The 15,214-nt window shown below is 72.6% G+C and carries 19 protein-coding genes; 9 read left to right on the top strand and 10 right to left on the bottom strand.

What is annotated here, in order from left to right; genetic code table 11:
- Positions 1-510 (bottom strand): CinA family protein, encoded by a 510-nt coding sequence (locus tag AC3B5L_RS14260; RefSeq protein ID WP_259954303.1) that lies wholly within the window; start codon positions 508-510, stop codon positions 1-3.
- Between the two features lie 266 nt (positions 511-776).
- On the opposite strand from AC3B5L_RS14260, the gene AC3B5L_RS14255 reads away from it, so the two are divergent.
- Entirely contained in the window at positions 777-1,454 is a 678-nt protein-coding gene (locus AC3B5L_RS14255) for a DUF6766 family protein (RefSeq protein WP_259954344.1), read from the top strand.
- Here the strand turns inward: AC3B5L_RS14255 and AC3B5L_RS14250 are convergent.
- Complete coding sequence (locus AC3B5L_RS14250) at positions 1,430-1,963, bottom strand: FHA domain-containing protein (protein ID WP_259954304.1); 534 nt, start codon at positions 1,961-1,963, stop codon at positions 1,430-1,432. The two genes, AC3B5L_RS14255 and AC3B5L_RS14250, sit on opposite strands and share 25 nt — an antisense overlap.
- A 198-nt stretch (positions 1,964-2,161) precedes the next feature.
- Between AC3B5L_RS14250 and AC3B5L_RS14245 the strand changes: the two genes are divergently transcribed.
- The 3 genes from AC3B5L_RS14245 to AC3B5L_RS14235 all read left to right on the top strand — a co-directional run bounded on the left by AC3B5L_RS14245 (position 2,162) and on the right by AC3B5L_RS14235 (position 4,488).
- Positions 2,162-2,500 (top strand): DUF7882 family protein, encoded by a 339-nt coding sequence (locus AC3B5L_RS14245; protein WP_187662330.1) that lies wholly within the window; start codon positions 2,162-2,164, stop codon positions 2,498-2,500.
- A gap of 111 nt (positions 2,501-2,611) precedes the next feature.
- Positions 2,612-3,511 carry an SDR family oxidoreductase gene (locus tag AC3B5L_RS14240; RefSeq protein ID WP_259954306.1) on the top strand — a complete coding sequence of 300 codons (900 nt, stop codon included), beginning with the start codon at positions 2,612-2,614 and terminating at the stop codon, positions 3,509-3,511.
- Positions 3,512-3,570: 59 nt separating this feature from the next.
- Entirely contained in the window at positions 3,571-4,488 is a 918-nt protein-coding gene (locus AC3B5L_RS14235; protein WP_259954308.1) for an EamA family transporter, read from the top strand.
- A gap of 20 nt (positions 4,489-4,508) precedes the next feature.
- On the opposite strand, the gene AC3B5L_RS14230 is transcribed toward AC3B5L_RS14235, so the two are convergent.
- Together AC3B5L_RS14230 and AC3B5L_RS14225 are read right to left on the bottom strand one after the other, a co-directional pair.
- Complete coding sequence (locus AC3B5L_RS14230; protein ID WP_259954310.1) at positions 4,509-5,273, bottom strand: YidC/Oxa1 family membrane protein insertase; 765 nt, start codon at positions 5,271-5,273, stop codon at positions 4,509-4,511.
- Positions 5,274-5,337: 64 nt separating this feature from the next.
- Complete coding sequence (locus tag AC3B5L_RS14225; protein ID WP_085606466.1) at positions 5,338-5,610, bottom strand: DUF6412 domain-containing protein; 273 nt, start codon at positions 5,608-5,610, stop codon at positions 5,338-5,340.
- 92 nt (positions 5,611-5,702) lie between these two features.
- On the opposite strand from AC3B5L_RS14225, the gene AC3B5L_RS14220 reads away from it, so the two are divergent.
- The gene (locus AC3B5L_RS14220; RefSeq protein WP_187662326.1) at positions 5,703-6,743 is read left to right on the top strand and encodes an NAD(P)H-dependent flavin oxidoreductase; all 1,041 of its coding nucleotides are present in this window, start codon (positions 5,703-5,705) and stop codon (positions 6,741-6,743) included.
- 29 nt (positions 6,744-6,772) lie between these two features.
- On the opposite strand, the gene purU is transcribed toward AC3B5L_RS14220, so the two are convergent.
- Positions 6,773-7,624: a formyltetrahydrofolate deformylase gene (gene purU, locus AC3B5L_RS14215; RefSeq protein WP_187662325.1), complete on the bottom strand. Its 852-nt coding sequence runs from the start codon at positions 7,622-7,624 to the stop codon at positions 6,773-6,775.
- A gap of 83 nt (positions 7,625-7,707) precedes the next feature.
- On the opposite strand from purU, the gene AC3B5L_RS14210 reads away from it, so the two are divergent.
- Complete coding sequence (locus AC3B5L_RS14210) at positions 7,708-8,922, top strand: cation:proton antiporter (protein ID WP_259954315.1); 1,215 nt, start codon at positions 7,708-7,710, stop codon at positions 8,920-8,922.
- Positions 8,919-9,389: a glutaminase gene (locus tag AC3B5L_RS14205; protein ID WP_259954317.1), complete on the top strand. Its 471-nt coding sequence runs from the start codon at positions 8,919-8,921 to the stop codon at positions 9,387-9,389. The genes AC3B5L_RS14210 and AC3B5L_RS14205 overlap by 4 nt, the downstream gene beginning before the upstream one ends.
- A 2-nt stretch (positions 9,390-9,391) precedes the next feature.
- Here AC3B5L_RS14205 and AC3B5L_RS14200 read toward each other — a convergent pair whose 3' ends face one another.
- The 4 genes from AC3B5L_RS14200 to AC3B5L_RS14185 are packed head-to-tail and all read right to left on the bottom strand — an operon-like array spanning position 9,392 to position 12,743.
- Complete coding sequence (locus AC3B5L_RS14200) at positions 9,392-10,108, bottom strand: glutamine amidotransferase-related protein (RefSeq protein ID WP_259954318.1); 717 nt, start codon at positions 10,106-10,108, stop codon at positions 9,392-9,394.
- A 40-nt stretch (positions 10,109-10,148) separates the two neighbouring features.
- A complete protein-coding gene (locus AC3B5L_RS14195) occupies positions 10,149-10,898 on the bottom strand; it encodes a substrate-binding domain-containing protein (protein ID WP_259954319.1) in 750 nt (249 codons plus the stop codon).
- Positions 10,899-10,908: 10 nt separating this feature from the next.
- Positions 10,909-11,184, bottom strand: coding sequence for a hypothetical protein (locus AC3B5L_RS14190; RefSeq protein WP_259954320.1), 276 nt, complete (start codon positions 11,182-11,184; stop codon positions 10,909-10,911).
- A complete protein-coding gene (locus AC3B5L_RS14185; protein WP_259954321.1) occupies positions 11,181-12,743 on the bottom strand; it encodes a PspC domain-containing protein in 1,563 nt (520 codons plus the stop codon). The genes AC3B5L_RS14190 and AC3B5L_RS14185 overlap by 4 nt, the downstream gene beginning before the upstream one ends.
- Positions 12,744-12,857: 114 nt before the next feature.
- Between AC3B5L_RS14185 and AC3B5L_RS14180 the strand changes: the two genes are divergently transcribed.
- Positions 12,858-14,084, top strand: a complete 1,227-nt coding sequence (locus AC3B5L_RS14180; protein WP_259954322.1) for an ATP-binding protein — start codon at positions 12,858-12,860, stop codon at positions 14,082-14,084.
- Entirely contained in the window at positions 14,077-14,736 is a 660-nt protein-coding gene (locus tag AC3B5L_RS14175) for a LuxR C-terminal-related transcriptional regulator (protein WP_187662318.1), read from the top strand. The genes AC3B5L_RS14180 and AC3B5L_RS14175 overlap by 8 nt, the downstream gene beginning before the upstream one ends.
- 6 nt (positions 14,737-14,742) lie before the next feature.
- Here the strand turns inward: AC3B5L_RS14175 and AC3B5L_RS14170 are convergent, their stop codons facing one another.
- Entirely contained in the window at positions 14,743-15,150 is a 408-nt protein-coding gene (locus tag AC3B5L_RS14170; protein ID WP_025102471.1) for a DapH/DapD/GlmU-related protein, read from the bottom strand.
- Positions 15,151-15,214 lie beyond the last annotated feature (64 nt).

The raw sequence follows: 15,214 nt of genomic DNA, 5'->3' as shown, positions 1-15,214 counted from the left end.
TCAGTCGGACCCGGTGCGCCGGGGCCCCGCAGGGTGCAGCCCCTCGGCGTGGAAGGCGAGCAGTCGCACCGCGGCGTCGACGCTCGCCGACAGGATCTCGTCCGGATCGCCGGTCAGCGCCAGCCTCCGGTGCCCCGCGTCGTCGGCGGTCGCCCAGCCCAGGTAGACCGTGCCCGCGGGGTGACCGCCCTCCGGACCCGGCCCGCCCACGCCGGTGGTGGAGACGCAGATGTCGGCGTCGAAGAGCTCCCGCGCTCCCGCGGCGAGCTGCTCGGCGCAGGCCGCGGAGGTGGGGTCCGTCCCCGGGGTCAGCCCCAGCACCCGCTCCTTCACCTCCGTGAAGTACGCGACGATGCCGCCGGCGAACCAGCCGGAGGCCCCCTCGCCGGCGCCGATCGTGTTCGCGAGGCGTCCGGACGTGAGCGACTCGGCCACGCTCACGCGCAGGCCTCGGCTGCGGGCGAGCTCGCCGAGGCGTTCGAGGTCGGGGGTCTCGTTCGGTGCGGTCATCGGGCGCTCCTCTCATCGGTTCCGCCAGGCTACGGGTGCCGCGGAGCCCTGATGGAGGGGATTGACAACCGTGGCCGCGTCAAGCCCCTGGAGGGCACTCATCCTGCGCGCCATCGTCGGACCGTGGTCACACCGACGAAGGAGGCGGACATGGCGGAGGATGCGCGCGACACCGCGGGAATGCGGGCAGTCTTCTGGATCTGGGCGGGGATCATCGGCGTCGGTCTCGCCGTGATGATCGGCCTACCGCTGGGAGGGCGATGACGATGCGCTCGCGGATCAAGGACCACGCCCTCAGCCTCTTCTTCCTCGCGCTGTTCGCGCTCGCGCTCGGGGGCCAGGCGCTCGCGGGCTACCTCCGCAACAACGAGGAGCTCCTCGACCACGGGCAGCGGGCGATCGGCTTCGGGGACTTCCTCTGGTCGTCCGACTTCGCCGTCGACGTCGCCGAGAACTGGCAGTCGGAGTTCCTGCAGTTCTTCCTCTTCATCGCTGCGACGATCTGGTTCGTGCAGAAGGGATCGCCGGAGTCGAAGAAGCCCGGCGATGAGGGGCCGGGCAGCGATGCGGATCAGCTCGTCGGCCCGCACGCCCGCCCGGATTCGCCGCGGTGGGCCCGGGCGGGCGGATGGCGAGCCGCCGTGTTCGGCAACTCGCTGCTGATCGTGATGGGGGCGGTGTTCGTGCTGTCCTGGTTCGCGCAGTCGCTCGCCGGCACGGTCGTCATGAACGAGGAGAACGCGATGCACGGCGTCGCCGCGATCACCTGGGCCGACTACGTGACCAGCTCGGACTTCTGGGACCGGACGCTGCAGAACTGGCAGTCCGAGTTCCTCGCGGTCGGGACGATGGTCGCGTTCGCGATCTACCTCCGGCAGCGGGGGTCAGCGGAGTCCAAGCCCGTCGGCACCCCGCACCATCAGTCGGCCTTGGAGTCCGATTGAGAGAGCTCGTCGTTGACGTCGGCCTGCGAGAGCCGCTCGTCGTCGGCGTCGTAGCCCGGACGCGCCTCCTGCAGCGGCTGGTCGGAGAACTCGCCACCGAGGCGTCCGCCGAAGGGCCGGCCGTGGTCGGCGAACTCCTCGCGGGCGAACACCAGCTCCCACGGGCCCACCGTGAAGCGGGATCCGGTGCGCAGCGTCTCGGTGCGCTCGCCGGGGTGGGTGGCGTCCGCGTCGGGGTTGGAGTTCATCTCGCCGTCGGCGTGCAGGGTCACCACGTACTCGTCACGGTCGTCGTGCACGACCGTCGCGTGCACGGGCTCGGTGTCGGCGAGGCGCAGCTCGTTCCCTGCGGCGGAACCGATGCGCACCTCCTCCATGTCGAGCGCGAACTCCGTGCGCTCGTCGTCGCGCCGCACGCGCAGTCGCGGGTTGCCCGCGCCGCGCTCGGCGTGGGTGGTGCCGGGCGTGTAGCCCTCCTCGGGACGGTCGTCGATGTGGCGTTCAGTCATGGCGGTGCCCTCCTCGGGTGTCGATGATTCGAGGCTAACCCCCGCGCGGATCGTGCGCAGGGCCTTGACTTCGACGCCCACGTCGCCCTTCGAGGCCGATTTGCCGCGCGCCCCGTCCGAGGGCTTACCCTCTACCCATAGGCCGATCCCGGCAGTGTCCGCCGGGCTGAGGACCACCCGACCGAGGAGCATCACCCGATGGGCAAGTTCATCTACGAAGGCAGCGTGAAGACCGAGATCGAGGATCGGGCGCTCACGCACCTGCAGCTCGTGATCACGGCCAAGCTGCGCCGCGGCGAGCCGTTCCCGTTCAGCTGGCGTGAGGACGCCAGCGTGGGCGGCGGCCGGACCACCGTCTGGATCCAGCCGGGCAGCTCGCTCGTCTTCAAGTACTTCGGCAGCCGGCAGCCCGCCGTCAACCGGGCCTGGATCGAGGCGCTCGCCTTCACCGCCAACGCTCCCACCGGGCTCTACCTGGTTCCCGAGCCCGCCGAGAACGCTGAGCCCCCGCACGGCGACGCCCCCTCCGCCGGCTGAGGCCGGTTTCCCGGAGACCGCCCGGGGCTGTCAACCCCCTGCCGTCCGCCCTCCGAAGCCGCGAGGCTCGATCACGACCTGATCGTCAGCCCCATGACAGGAGGAGCGGAAATGACCGACACCACCCGCGACGGCGGCCTCACCGACCCCCGACACGCGCACCACGAGGACGGGTTCCCGGCGCAGAGCCAGGACCAGCCGGGCCTCACCGAGAAGACCACCCCGGAGCCCGACCACGGCGAGCAGTCCTACGTCGGCCACGGGCGGCTCGAGGGGCGGCGTGCCCTCATCACCGGCGGCGACTCGGGGATCGGGCGTGCCGTCGCGATCGCCTTCGCCCGCGAGGGCGCCGACGTGGCCATCGTGCACATGCCCGAGGAGCAGGAGGATGCGGAGGAGACGCTCGCGCTCGTCCGCGAGGCCGGTCGCACCGGTGTCAGCATCCCCGGCGACGTCCGCGAGGAGGCCTTCGCGACCGACGCCGTGCACCGCGCGCGCCGCGAACTCGGCGGACTCGACGTGCTCGTCCTCAACGCGGCCTACCAGCACGACATCGACGGCTTCGAGAACCTGGACACCGAGAAGATGCGTCGCGTGTTCGACACGAACCTCGCCGGTCTCGTCTTCTCGGCACGGGCCGCCTTCCCCGATCTCGAGCCCGGGTCGAGCATCATCGTCACGTCGTCGGTGCAGTCCGCGCAGCCGTCGCCGGGGCTCATCGACTACGCCATGACGAAGGCGGCGCAGGTCGCGTTCGTCAAGGCGCTCGCGGAGGAGGCGGGGCCGCGGGGCGTGCGCGTCAACGCCGTCGCGCCCGGTCCGATCTGGACGCCGCTGATCCCCGCGACCGGATGGGGGCCGGAGCGCCTGGAGACGTTCGGGCAGGACACGCCGCTGGGGCGCGCCGGCCAGCCCGCGGAACTCGCCGGAGCTTACGTGTACCTCGCCTCGGCGGAGTCGTCGTACGTGTCCGGAGCAGTCCTCGCAGTGACGGGCGGCAAGCCGCTCTGATCCGCGTGAGGAGGGCGCAGGCGGCGGGGAGGCAGGACCCCGCCGCCTAAGCTTGTCTGGTGCAGAGACCCGCGACATCCGGACCCCTCGTGGGCGTCGCCCTCGTCATCGGATCCTGCCTCTCCCTGCCGTTCGGCGCCGCCGTCGCCGCGCAGCTCTTCCCCGTCCTCGGGCCGTGGGGCGTGACATCGCTCCGCGTCGCGATCGCCGCGCTGCTGCTGGTCGTCATCGTGCGACCGCGGCCCCGCGCCTGGACCCGGTCGCAGTGGCTCGCCGCCGTGCTGTTCGGGGTGTCGCTGGCCGCGATGAACGGATTCTTCTACGCCGCCATCGACCGCATCCCTCTGGGACCCGCGGTGGCGATCGAATTCCTCGGGCCGCTCGTGCTCGCCGCCGTGCTGACCCGTCGTCTCCGGGATGCGGTGTGGGTGGGGGTGGCCCTGCTCGGCATGGCGCTGCTCGGCCTGGACGGCCTCGTCGGCGCCGAGCCCCTCGACCCGCTCGGCGTGGTCTTCATCCTCATCGCGGCCGGATTCTGGGTCATGTACATCAGGATGAGCGCGCGCGTCGGCGCCCTCATCCCCGGCAGCAGTGGGCTCGCGATGGGGCTCGTCGTCGCGGCCGTGCTCCTCATCCCCGTGGGTGTGCCCGCGGCGGCCACCGTGGCGCTGGACCCGCAGCTCCTCCTGCTCGCGGCGGTCACCGCGGTGCTCTCGTCCGTCATCCCGTACAGCTTCGAGCTCGCGGCGCTCCGACGGCTGCCGCAGCGGGTGTTCGGGGTGCTGCTGAGCCTCGAGCCGGCGTTCGCGACCCTCGCCGGGTGGCTCATCCTCGGACAGGACGCCACGCCGCTGCGGCTGCTCGCGGTGGCGCTCGTGATCGCGGCGAGCGTCGGGACCACTCTCGGCGTGCGCCGCGACCGGAGGGGCGACGGTGCCGCGGGACCGTTCACCGCTCCGATCCCGCTTCCGGACTGACCCCTCCGGCCGAGCGGCTCTCACGCCCGGACGACGGCCGGCTGCGGCAGCGGGTAGCGGCGGCGCAGGATCACCCGCTGCACGAGGGTCCACACCACCGTGACCGTGAGATAGAGCGCGGCGGCCAGGGGGACGAAGGCCGCGAACACCGCGGTGAGATAGTGCAGCGCCGACATCATCCGCAGCATGCCGGGGGAGCTGAGCGGGGAGTCGTCGCCTTCGACGGGGACCGGCCGGAACACCCGCCGGGTGACCTCGGCGACGGCGATCATCACGGCCAGCAGCACGCCGAAGACCGCGAACGTCGCCGGGGTCGCGGTGCCGCCGAACAGGGCCGACACCAGGCTCGTGCCGAGCGGGGCACCGAAGAGGTCGTGGGTGAGCAACTCGTTCGGGTGTCCGGCGATCTCCGGTCGCAGGAACAGGGTGTACAGCAGCCCGACGACGGGTGCCTGCGCCAGCACGGGCAGCATCCCCGCGAAGGGCGAGGTGTTCTCGGCCCGGTAAAGCGCCATCATCTCCTGCTGCAGGCGCTCCGGGTTCTTCCGGTGGCGCTGCTGCAGCGCGCGCAGTTTCGGGGCGAGGCGGGCTCTGGTCTGCTCGGCTCGGGCCTGGGAGATGCCGACAGGGATGAGGAGGGCGCGCACGAGGAGGGTCACCAGGACCACGGCGAGGGCGGCGGCGGAGGGGCCGGCGAGGGGTTCGAGAAGGGTGGAGAGGCCGTTCAAGGCACCGTAGGCGGCGTCCAGGAGCGCGGCGAGCGGAGGGAAGGCGAAGATGTCCACGGGAAGGTCCGTTCGATGAGGTCGGGAAGGGTCGGCGAAGGCCGCGCGGTCCCGGTCGGACGGACTACGCGGCGGTCGCGACTCCCGGCGCTCGCGGACGAGGGTGCCCGGCGGCATCCGGATCGCTCTGCGGGAGGAGCGTTCCGACATCGATCGCCCGCAGCGGGTGCGGGGCATCGGCGGAGGCCTGGTGGCGCACGCTCAGCACGAGCGCGAGCGTGAGGACGGTGACGGCGAGCAGCGCGATCGCGAGCCCGAGCGCGGCGGCATCCGGCATCGTCACAAGGCCGATCGCGGCCGCGACGAAGCCGAGCATCTGCCCGAACCACTCGCTCATGCCGCGAGCTTACCCCGTTCGAATCGCCTGAATCGCTGTATCCGGGCCGCCGATGGAGCCATTCAGGCGATTCGAAGGCGTACCGTCGGGGTATGGCGACAGAAGAACTTCTGGGAGTGGAGAATCCGATCGTGCTGGGGGCGTTCGGGGGGACCTCGTCGGTGGAGCTGACGGCGGCGGTGAGCGCGGCCGGCGGGCTCGGATCCTACGGTCTCTACGGCTACGACGGGGACCGGATCCGGGAGGTCGGGGCCGAGCTGCACCGCGCCACCGACCGCCCCTTCGCGCTGAACATCTGGCTGCCCCTGGGTGACGAGGCCGTGCCGAACCCGCAGCACACGGTCTTCGCGCAGGCGCTGGAGCCGTTCTACGAGGCCGTCGGGGTTCCGGTGCCGGCACGCCCCGAGCGCTACATGCCCGACCTCGACGAGCAGCTCGACGCGGTCTGGGAGGTCGCCCCCGCCGTGCTGAGCGTGGTGTTCGGGGTGCCGTCGCCCGCCGTCGTCGCCGAGGCCCGCGACCGCGGCATCCGGGTCGTCGGCACCGCCACCACGGTCGCCGAAGCGGTCGCGCTCGCCGAAGCCGGTGTCGATGCCGTCGTCGCGTCCGGAGCCGAGGCGGCCGGGCACCGCGTGTCGTTCCTGCGCCCCGCGACCGAGTCGCTCGTCGGCACCATCGCGCTCGTGCCCCAGGTCGTGGACGCCGTCGACGTGCCGGTCATCGCCGCCGGCGGGATCGCCGACCGCCGTGGGGTCGCTGCGGCCTTCGCCCTCGGTGCCTCCGGCGTGCAGGTGGGGACGGCGTTCCTCGCGACCGCCGAGTCCGCCGCGACCGCAGCGCACCGCGACGCCATCCGGACCACTGCCGCCGACGAGACCGTGCTGACGAAGGCGATGAGCGGACGCCTCGCCCGCGGAGCCCGCAATCGCGCGGTGCGGGCGATCGAGGCGAGCGGCACGATCGCCCCGTTCCCGATGCAGAACTGGCTCACCGGACGCTTCCGCGCGGCGGCAGGAGAGCAGAATCTCGGCGAGCTGCAGTCGCTGTGGATGGGGCAGGCCGCCCCGCTCGCGCGCGGGACGACCGCCGCCGAGGTCTTCGCAGAGCTCGCCGCCGGAGTCCCCGGCCGGTGAGGAACGCCGACCGCTGAGCGGCCGGTGCGCTAGAGGATGACGGTCGAGCGGCCGTGCACGATCACGCGGTCCTCGGCATGCCACTGCACGGCACGGGCGAGCACCAGACGCTCGACGTCGGCGCCCCGGCTCTGCAGCTCGGCCGCGGACTCGGAGTGCGTGACCCGCGTGACGTCCTGCTCGATGATCGGCCCCTCGTCGAGGTCGGCTGTGGCGTAGTGCGCCGTGGCACCGATCAGCTTCACGCCGCGCTCCTTCGCCCTGGCGTAGGGGTTCGCGCCGATGAAGGCGGGCAGGAACGAGTGGTGGATGTTGATGACCGGGGCTTCGAGGCGCGTGATGAAGTCGTCGCTGAGGATCTGCATGTACCGGGCGAGCACGACGAGATCGACGTTGCCGCGGAGGAGGTCGAGCTGACGCTCCTCCATCGCCTGCTTGTCCGTCGAGGGGATGTGCACGAACGGCACTCCGAAGGAGCGGACCGCCTCGGCGAGGTCGGGGTGGTTCGAGACGACCATGGTGATGTCGATGTCGAGCTGCCCCCGCTGCGTGCGCCAGAGCAGCTCCATGAGGCAGTGGTCGTACTTCGAGACGAAGATCGCCACGCGCTTGCGCCGGGCGACGTCGTGCAGCGACCACTCCATGCCGAAGCGCTCCGCGACCGCCGCGATGTCGGCCTCCAGGGCGGGGCGCGCGGCGGACAGGCCGTCGAGGTGGATGACCGTCCGCTGGAAGAATCGGCCACCCTCGGAGTCGGTCGAGTGCTGGTCGAGCGAGATGATGTTCGCCCCGTGCCGGGCGAGCACGCCGGCGACCGCGGCGACGATGCCGGGCTGGTCGTCGCAGGCGATCAGCAGTCGGGCGGTATCGGGCTGGGTCATGGCTGCTCCTCGGGGTGTGCATCGATTCTGCCGTGTCGCGCGGGCGGGGAGCGAATCGCCCGCGGCGTCGCTACCCTGAGACCGTGGATGCGAGCGACGTCGGACTGGTGCTGATCCCGCTGCTGGCGGTGGCCGCACCGCTTCTCGCACGCGGCGTCCGTCCGCTCGTCCGGGTGCCGATCGTCGTGTTCGAGCTCGTCCTCGGCATCCTCGTCGGTCCTGCCGTGCTCGGCTGGGTGGAGCCAGGGCCCCTCCTGGAGAAGCTCAGCGACTTCGGCCTGGCCGTGCTGTTCTTCGTCGCGGGCTCCGAGATCGACTTCCGCCAGGTGGCGGGCAAGCCGCTCGCGCGGGCGTCGCTGGGCTGGCTGCTCAGCGTGGTGCTGGGCATCGGACTCGGCTTCTTCTTCGCCCCGGGGGAGGGCATGGTCGTCATCGGGATCGCGTTGAGCTCGACCGCCCTCGGCACGCTGATGCCGATCCTGCGCGATGCGAAGGAGCTGGACACCCCGTTCGGCCGTGCCATCAGCACGATCGGCGCCGTGGGGGAGTTCCTGCCGCTGATCGCGATCTCGATCTTCCTGAGCACCCGGACGACACCCCTGGCCACGGCGGTGCTGCTGACTTTCGTCGTGCTGGCGGGGCTCGCCGTCCTCGTCGCGCACCGGGTGCCGCACGGGCGCCTGCACGGCATCGTGCGCGCGACCCTCCACACCTCCGACCAGTTCGGGGTGCGCTTCGTGATCCTCCTCATCGCGGCCCTCGTCGGCCTCAGCGTGATGCTCGACCTGGACATGCTCCTCGGCGCCTTCGTCGCGGGGGCCATCTGGCGCATCATCATGGCGCGGGCACCCGAGAAGGACGCGGCCGAGGTCGAGAGCAAGATCGAGGGGCTCGCGTTCGGCTTCCTCGTCCCGGTGTTCTTCCTCTACACGGGCGTGACCTTCGACCTGCAGGCGCTGCTGACGTCTCCCTCGGCGATGTCCCTGGTGCCGGTGTTCCTGCTGGCGCTCCTGGTGATCCGCGGATCGGCCGCCCAGCTGTCCGCCCCGGCGGGCGCGAGCGGACGCGACCGTGCCGCCCTCGGCCTGCTCGCGGCCACCGGGCTGCCGATCATCGTCGCGGTCACCGCGATCGGCGTGGACCAGGACATGCTCGACTCGGGGACCGCGGCCGCGCTCGTCGGGGCGGGCATGCTGTCGGTGCTCCTGTACCCGCTGATCGGGATGACGCTGCGGGGCGATCGTGCGCAGGTCGCGGGCCCGCGCCTCGCCGACCAGACCACGCTGGGGGAGCTGTGACCACCGCCTCCGCCCTGCTGACCCAGGCCGTGCAGGAGCTCGCCGGCGCACCCCGCGAGGGCCTCGGCGAGGAGAAGGACTCGCGCTGGCGCGGGCGGCGGATCGTCCGTGTCGGCGAGGCCTGGCACCTCGGCGTCATCCTGCTCACCGACACGCATGCCCTGGCGACGGCGGAGGTGCTCCGCGCGGCGGACCCGGGGCGTCGGGGATACACCGCCGAGTCGGCGCGGGCACGGGCCGAGCGCCGGGCCCTCGCGCTCCGGGGCGGCTTCCATGAGGGGGATGTCGTGCACGTCGGGTGGAGCGTGATCGACGTCGACGCGGTGGATGCCGGAGGCTCCTCCGGTCCGCTCGCGCTCATCGACGGCGTGCCGTCGGTGCGCTGGAGTCAGGCGGGTGGTTTCATGCCGCTGGACGCCTACCTGCGCGAGCGCGTCCCGCTGCTCCGCGGCGACGCGCCGACCTGAATTCAGCCGAACAGCTCGGCGAAGCGGCGGAGCAGGGCGGCACCCTCGGTGACCGAGGCCGCGAGGACCTCCTGCTGCACCGCGTCGAACTGGGCCGGATCGAAGTACCCCGTCGTGCGGTAGAACGTCATGCGGTCGGCGAAGTCGCGCGGCGTCGGCTCGGGATGGAACTGCGCGGCGTACAGGTGCGTCCCCACCCGGTAGGCCTGCACGGGGCAGGTCGCGTTGGTGGCGAGCAGCACGGCTCCCGGCGGAGTCGAGGCGGCGCTCTCCTTGTGCGCGGTGAAGACGGTGAGTGCCGGACCGGACGGGCCGAACACGGGATCGACGGCGCCCTCCGGCGTCGTGTCGATGACGGTCGCGCTCGCCGCCTCCGGCATGGTCGTCACGACCTCGCCGCCGAGGAGGCGGGTGAGCACCCCGATGCTGAAGCACGTGAAGAAGGCGGCGATCCGCTGTTCCCGTGCGGCGCGGGCGAGCGTCTCCAGATCGGCCTCCACGCGCCGCTGCACCGGGGTCTTCTCGACGTCCGTGACGTTGAACGGCGAACCGCCGATGACGACGCCGCGGTAGCGATCCAGGTGGGCCGCGGTCAGCGGCTCGTGGAGCAGGTCGAGACGATCGACCACGTCGACCCCGAGGGCCCGCCGGAACGAAGCGTGCTCGGCATCCGCCGCCCCGGTCTCGGGTCGCACGCAGACGTAGAGAAGCGAGGCCATCAGGCGAGTCTAACGAGGGGGAGCGTCCCGGCCCGACGGCTCAGCGGGACGAGTTCGCGGTGCGTCCTCGGACGATCCCGACGAAGGTCTCGACGTCAGGCGTGGTTCGGTCGCGCGGCCAGGCGAGGGCCACGGTCGAGACCGGGCCGTCGGCGAGGACCCGATAGTCGGCGTCCTTCCGGTGGTGCAGTCGGGCCAGTGACATCGGGACGAGGACGACGCCCACACCGGTCGCCGCCGTGGCGATCGCGTCGGCGGTCGACAGGGGTCCGACGCGTGCAGGGATGGTGCCCGGCACCTCCACCGGCCCGAGCACGTCGTCGGACAGGGAGTGCAGCACCTCGCCGTCGAGGTCGGCGGTCGTCAGCTCGTCCGCCGCGAGCAGGTGCGAATCGGTCGAGGCCACGACGACGGGGACCTCGTCGTACAGCGGGATGACGTGCAGGGCGTCGTCGTCCAGCGGGAGGCGCACGAGGGCGGCGTCGAGATCGTCGAGCGCCTCTCGCTGCGCGGCGACCTCGATCGCGACGAGCTCGAGGGCCACGTGGGGCAGGCGCCGCTTCCACGTGTCGATCCACTTGCCCGGCGTCGCTCCGGGCACGGCGCCGAGGCGGAACGTCCGCGGCTCCTCGGGTGCGGCGGTCGGAGCGTCGAACACGACCTTCTCGGCGCGGGGCGAGCGGCGCGGAGCCGGCTTCCCCTGGCGTGAGCCGCCGCCCGCGGCACGGCCCCGGTGGGCGGGTGAGCCCTTGCCGGAGCCCTTCGCGGGTCGTCGTCCCTGGTGCGCCATGGGATCCAGGCTACTCGGGGTCCTCCGAGTCCTCGGCGGGGGAGTTCCGCTGAGTCCGGCGGACCAGCCCGGTGACACCGCCCACGAGGAACAGAGCTCCCGCGGTGAGGAGCACGATCGTGAGCAGGGTGGCGGGAGTCATCGTCCCCACGCCGTCGGCCAGCGCGGCGCGGCGATCCGCGTCGCCGAGGAACCACAGCGCCCCCGCGGCGATCGCGGCGAAGGTCGTGCCCCAGATGATGGATGCCCAGCGCACCCGTGGTGCGGTGATGGTCTCGGTGCTCATTCCTGGCCCTCCTCGGGCTCCTGCAGGGTCACGACGATGACGCCGCTCGACTGGTCGATGGTCACGGGCTGGATCGTGGAGGGGCTGCCCTCCTCGGCGGAGATGTTCGCGGTGAGGACGTTCTCCTCGCCCCGTGGCCGGGTCGAGATGACGCCGGTGTCCATGACCATCGGATCGTCCGGATCGACGCGGAGCCAGCTCACCTCCACGTCGTCGCCGACGGTGCCGCGGAGCTGCAGCTGCACGCCTGCAGCCACGAAGATCTCGGTCCGCCCCGACCCCTTCTCGATCTCGATGGGGCGAGGGCCGCCGTCGTGCGGGTGGAGCTGCAGGTACAGATCACCGAACGGCTGTCGAACGTGCGCCTCCTGGTTGTTCGTGAGCGAGGCGTACCCGAGGGTGAGACCGGGCATCGTGGACAGGAAGCCCGTGAGGAGACCCGCGGCCAGCGTCAGCACGGTGAGGAAGGCCAGGGCGCCGCTGCGGCGACGGAGGGCTCCGGCCGTGATCATCGCCAGGGCCAGGACCAGTGCGCCGGACAACAGCCCCAGCGCCCCACCGACGGGTTCTCCGACGGCGAGTCCCACCCCGGCGCCGACGACGATGGCGAGGCCGAGGGCGGTCATGACGAACGGGAAGCCGGCTCGCGGGTTCGATGCGCGGCGAAGGCGTCGGCGCTCCGCGGCCTCGGCGGCGAACACGGCGGCTTCGGCCTGACGCTCCCGGCGGAGCTGGTCGCGTGCGGCGCGCTCCGCATCCTGCTGCTGACGGCGCCACGCCTGATCCTGCTCCTTCCAGGCGGCGTGCTGGGCGCGCCAGGCTTCCAGCGCGGCGGGGTCCTGCGTGCCGGGTGGCAGGGGGGCCGGAGGCGCGGGGATGGCGAGGACGTCGTGCCCGACGGCGTCGGCGAGCGGAAGCGGGGGAGGCGCGTCCGCCGCCGGGGGAGGAGTGGCGTCCGCCCCCGTGGCGGGACCCGAACCCGCGAGGGGGGCGGACGCGGCCGGGGCCGCCGGATCTGCGGAAGCCCCCGGCAGATCCGGCGCGGAAGCGCCCGGGGTGCGGCGCGCGGCACGCACGATGAGGAAGAGCAAGGCGGCGGCGAGCACGAGCCCGACCACCCAGGTGAAGGTCGACAGTGCCGACCAGCCGTCGTAGCCGAGTCCGAACAGGCGCCCGGTGAGCGGGGCCGTCGGGAAGAGGCCGATCACGGCGAGGGCGAGGATGCCGAGCTGCACGGGGTCGTACCGGCGCTGCAGCAGATCGCGCAGGTGCACGCGGCCGTCGACGTCCGGCAGCACGGCCCAGGCGAGGGCGTACAGGAACAGGGCCGGAAGACCGAAGAGGGCCGCGACGACGAGGACCCCGCGCACGATCAGCGGATCGATGCGCAGCCGGATCGCGATGCCCGCGGCCACGCCGCCGAGCCACCCGTCGGTGCGGACGACGCCGAGGCCGGCGACCCACAGCAGGAAGCGGTCGGCGCCGCGCGGTGCGCGAGGGGTGTCCGGCGTCGACGGGGCGGGCTCGGCGGGCGGCGGCGGAGCGGTCGGAATCGTCATGAGTCGATCCTCGCGGTCGCCGGCGCCGTGAGGCCATGGGGGGATCCCCTGAGCGCACCCTGATTCCGCGCCGGGGAGGACCCCGAGCGGGGGACAGGATGATTGGATGACGGTATGTCCTCCGCCGTCTCCACGCTCCCCGGCCCCGCGCCGGCGACCGTGCGTCCGGCGCTGACCCGCGACCGCGACGCTCTCGTGACCGGAGTGAGCGCCGGGCTCGCGCGGCACCTCGGAGTGCACGTGGGCCTGGTGCGGGCGCTGTTCGTCGCCCTGACGCTCTGCGGGGGTGCGGGCGTGCTCCTGTACGCCTGGTGCTGGACCTTCATGCCGTGGACGGAGGGGACGACGGCGCCGACGCGTCGCCTCCCGGTCGCCTGGCTCCTGCTGGTCCCCGCGGCCGTCGGCGCCCTCGTCATCGTGGTGTGGCGCGGGGGCAGCGACTGGCTGAACGGCTCGATCCCTCCGGGGACGGCGGCCGTGGTGGTCGGCGGGACCACGCTGTGCGCGACCGCCTCCGGGCTGTGGGCGACGCTCATCGATCGCACAGACACGGCGCGCGGCCCCCGGCACACCACCACCGTCCGCATCCTCGCGGTGCTCATCCTCGGCCTCGTGGTCCTCCTGCTCCTCTCGTGGCCGATCGCCCGCTCGGGCGTCGTGCTCGTGCTGCTCCCGCTGACCGGGCTGGTCGCGGTGGTGGCTTCGGCCCTCATTCCGCGCTGGCGGGAGCTGGCCGGAGAGCGGGTGCGCCGCATCCGGGAGGAGCAGCGCAGCGTGATGGCCGCCCACCTGCACGACTCGGTGCTGCAGACGCTCGCCCTCATCCAGAACCGGGCCGGGGCATCGAGCGAGGCGGCACGGCTGGCCCGGGCGCAGGAGCGGGAGCTGCGCGCGTGGCTCTACGACGGGGACGCCCCGGCGGACAGCGACCTGCCGACCGACCTGCGCGACTACGCAGCGGCGCTGGAGATCGACCACCCGGTCCGGATCGACGTGGTCTCGGCCGGGCTGTCTGCGGAGCGGGCGAGCGGCGAGCTGGCGGCCGCAGCCCGGGAGGCGATGCTGAACGCCGCCCGGCACGCCGGCGGCGAGATCTCGGTGTACATCGAGGGGCGCATCGACGGGGTCGACGTGTTCATCCGGGATCGCGGTCCCGGGTTCCGGCTCGCCGACGTGCCCGGCGATCGCCTCGGTGTGCGGGAGTCGATCATCGGGCGCCTGCGTCGCGCGGGTGGCACGGGTTCGGTGCGCAGCGACGACGCCGGTACCGAGGTGCATCTGCGCCTGCCCACCGTCTCGTCCCCGGAGCGGGGCGCCGGCCGACAGGAGCCCCGTGGCTGACCGTCTCCGCGTCGTGATCGTCGACGACCACTCCATCTTCCGCTCAGGCCTGCGGGCCGACCTCGATGCGAGCGTGGAGGTCGTGGGGGAGGCCGCAGACGTGCCCACGGCGATCGCCGTGATCGCGGAGACGGCGCCCGACGTGGTGCTCCTCGATGTGCACCTTCCGGGCGGCGAGGGTGACGACGCGACCGGCGGGGAAGCCGTGATCCGAGGGACGGGACCGACGACCACGCGCTTCCTGGCCCTCAGCGTCTCCGATGCCGCGGCCGATGTCGTGCGGGTCATCCGGGCCGGGGCGCGTGGCTACATCACGAAGGGCTCGTCAGGCGGCGAGGTGAGCGCCGCCGTGCACGCCGTCGCCGAGGGGGACGCGGTGTTCTCGCCGCGGCTCGCCGGTTTCGTGCTCGACGCGTTCGGCGCCGTCGCCGGCGAGACCGCCACCGCGACGGACGAACTCGACCGCCTCTCCTCGCGCGAGCAGGAGGTGATGCGGTTGATCGCCCGCGGCTACGCGTACAAGGAGGTCGCCACCGCCCTCTTCATCTCGATCAAGACCGTCGAGACGCACGTGTCGTCGGTGCTGCGCAAGCTGCAGCTCTCCTCCCGCCACGAGCTCACCGCGTGGGCGTCGGAGCGGCGCCTGCTCTGAGAGCGGTCAGGCCGCCAGCCAGAGACCCTTCTGATCGGTGGCGACGGTGAGCCCCGCCGCGACCGTTTCGTCGTCGCCGATGCGGGCGCCCCGCACGATGCGGGCCCCGGCCCCGATGTCGGTGCGGACCCCGACGTGCGCGTGGTCGCCGACCGCCGCGCCCTGGCCGACGTGCGCGTGGGCGTCGATGTACGCGCCCTCGCCGATCACGGCGTCCTCGTCCACCCACGCACCGCGGGCGACGATGGCCCCCGCTCCGACGCGTGCTCCCGGTTCGATGTAGGCCCCCGCCTCGATGTGCGCCTTCGGATGCACCTTGGCGCCATGCGCGACGAGACCGCGACCGTTGGCGTGCTTGCGGTACCGCAGCGTCGCTCCGTGGTCGTTCTCGATGTCGACGTAGTTCTTGCCCACGATTCCTCCCGTGCTCCGGAGTTCTCCGGATATATCAACAACCACGGGAGGGGGAGATTCATTC

This window comes from Microbacterium sp. C-MGS6 (assembly GCF_058140415.1).
The sequence above is the reverse complement of the archived record's forward strand: the minus strand, read 5'-3'. Positions and strand labels throughout refer to the sequence as shown.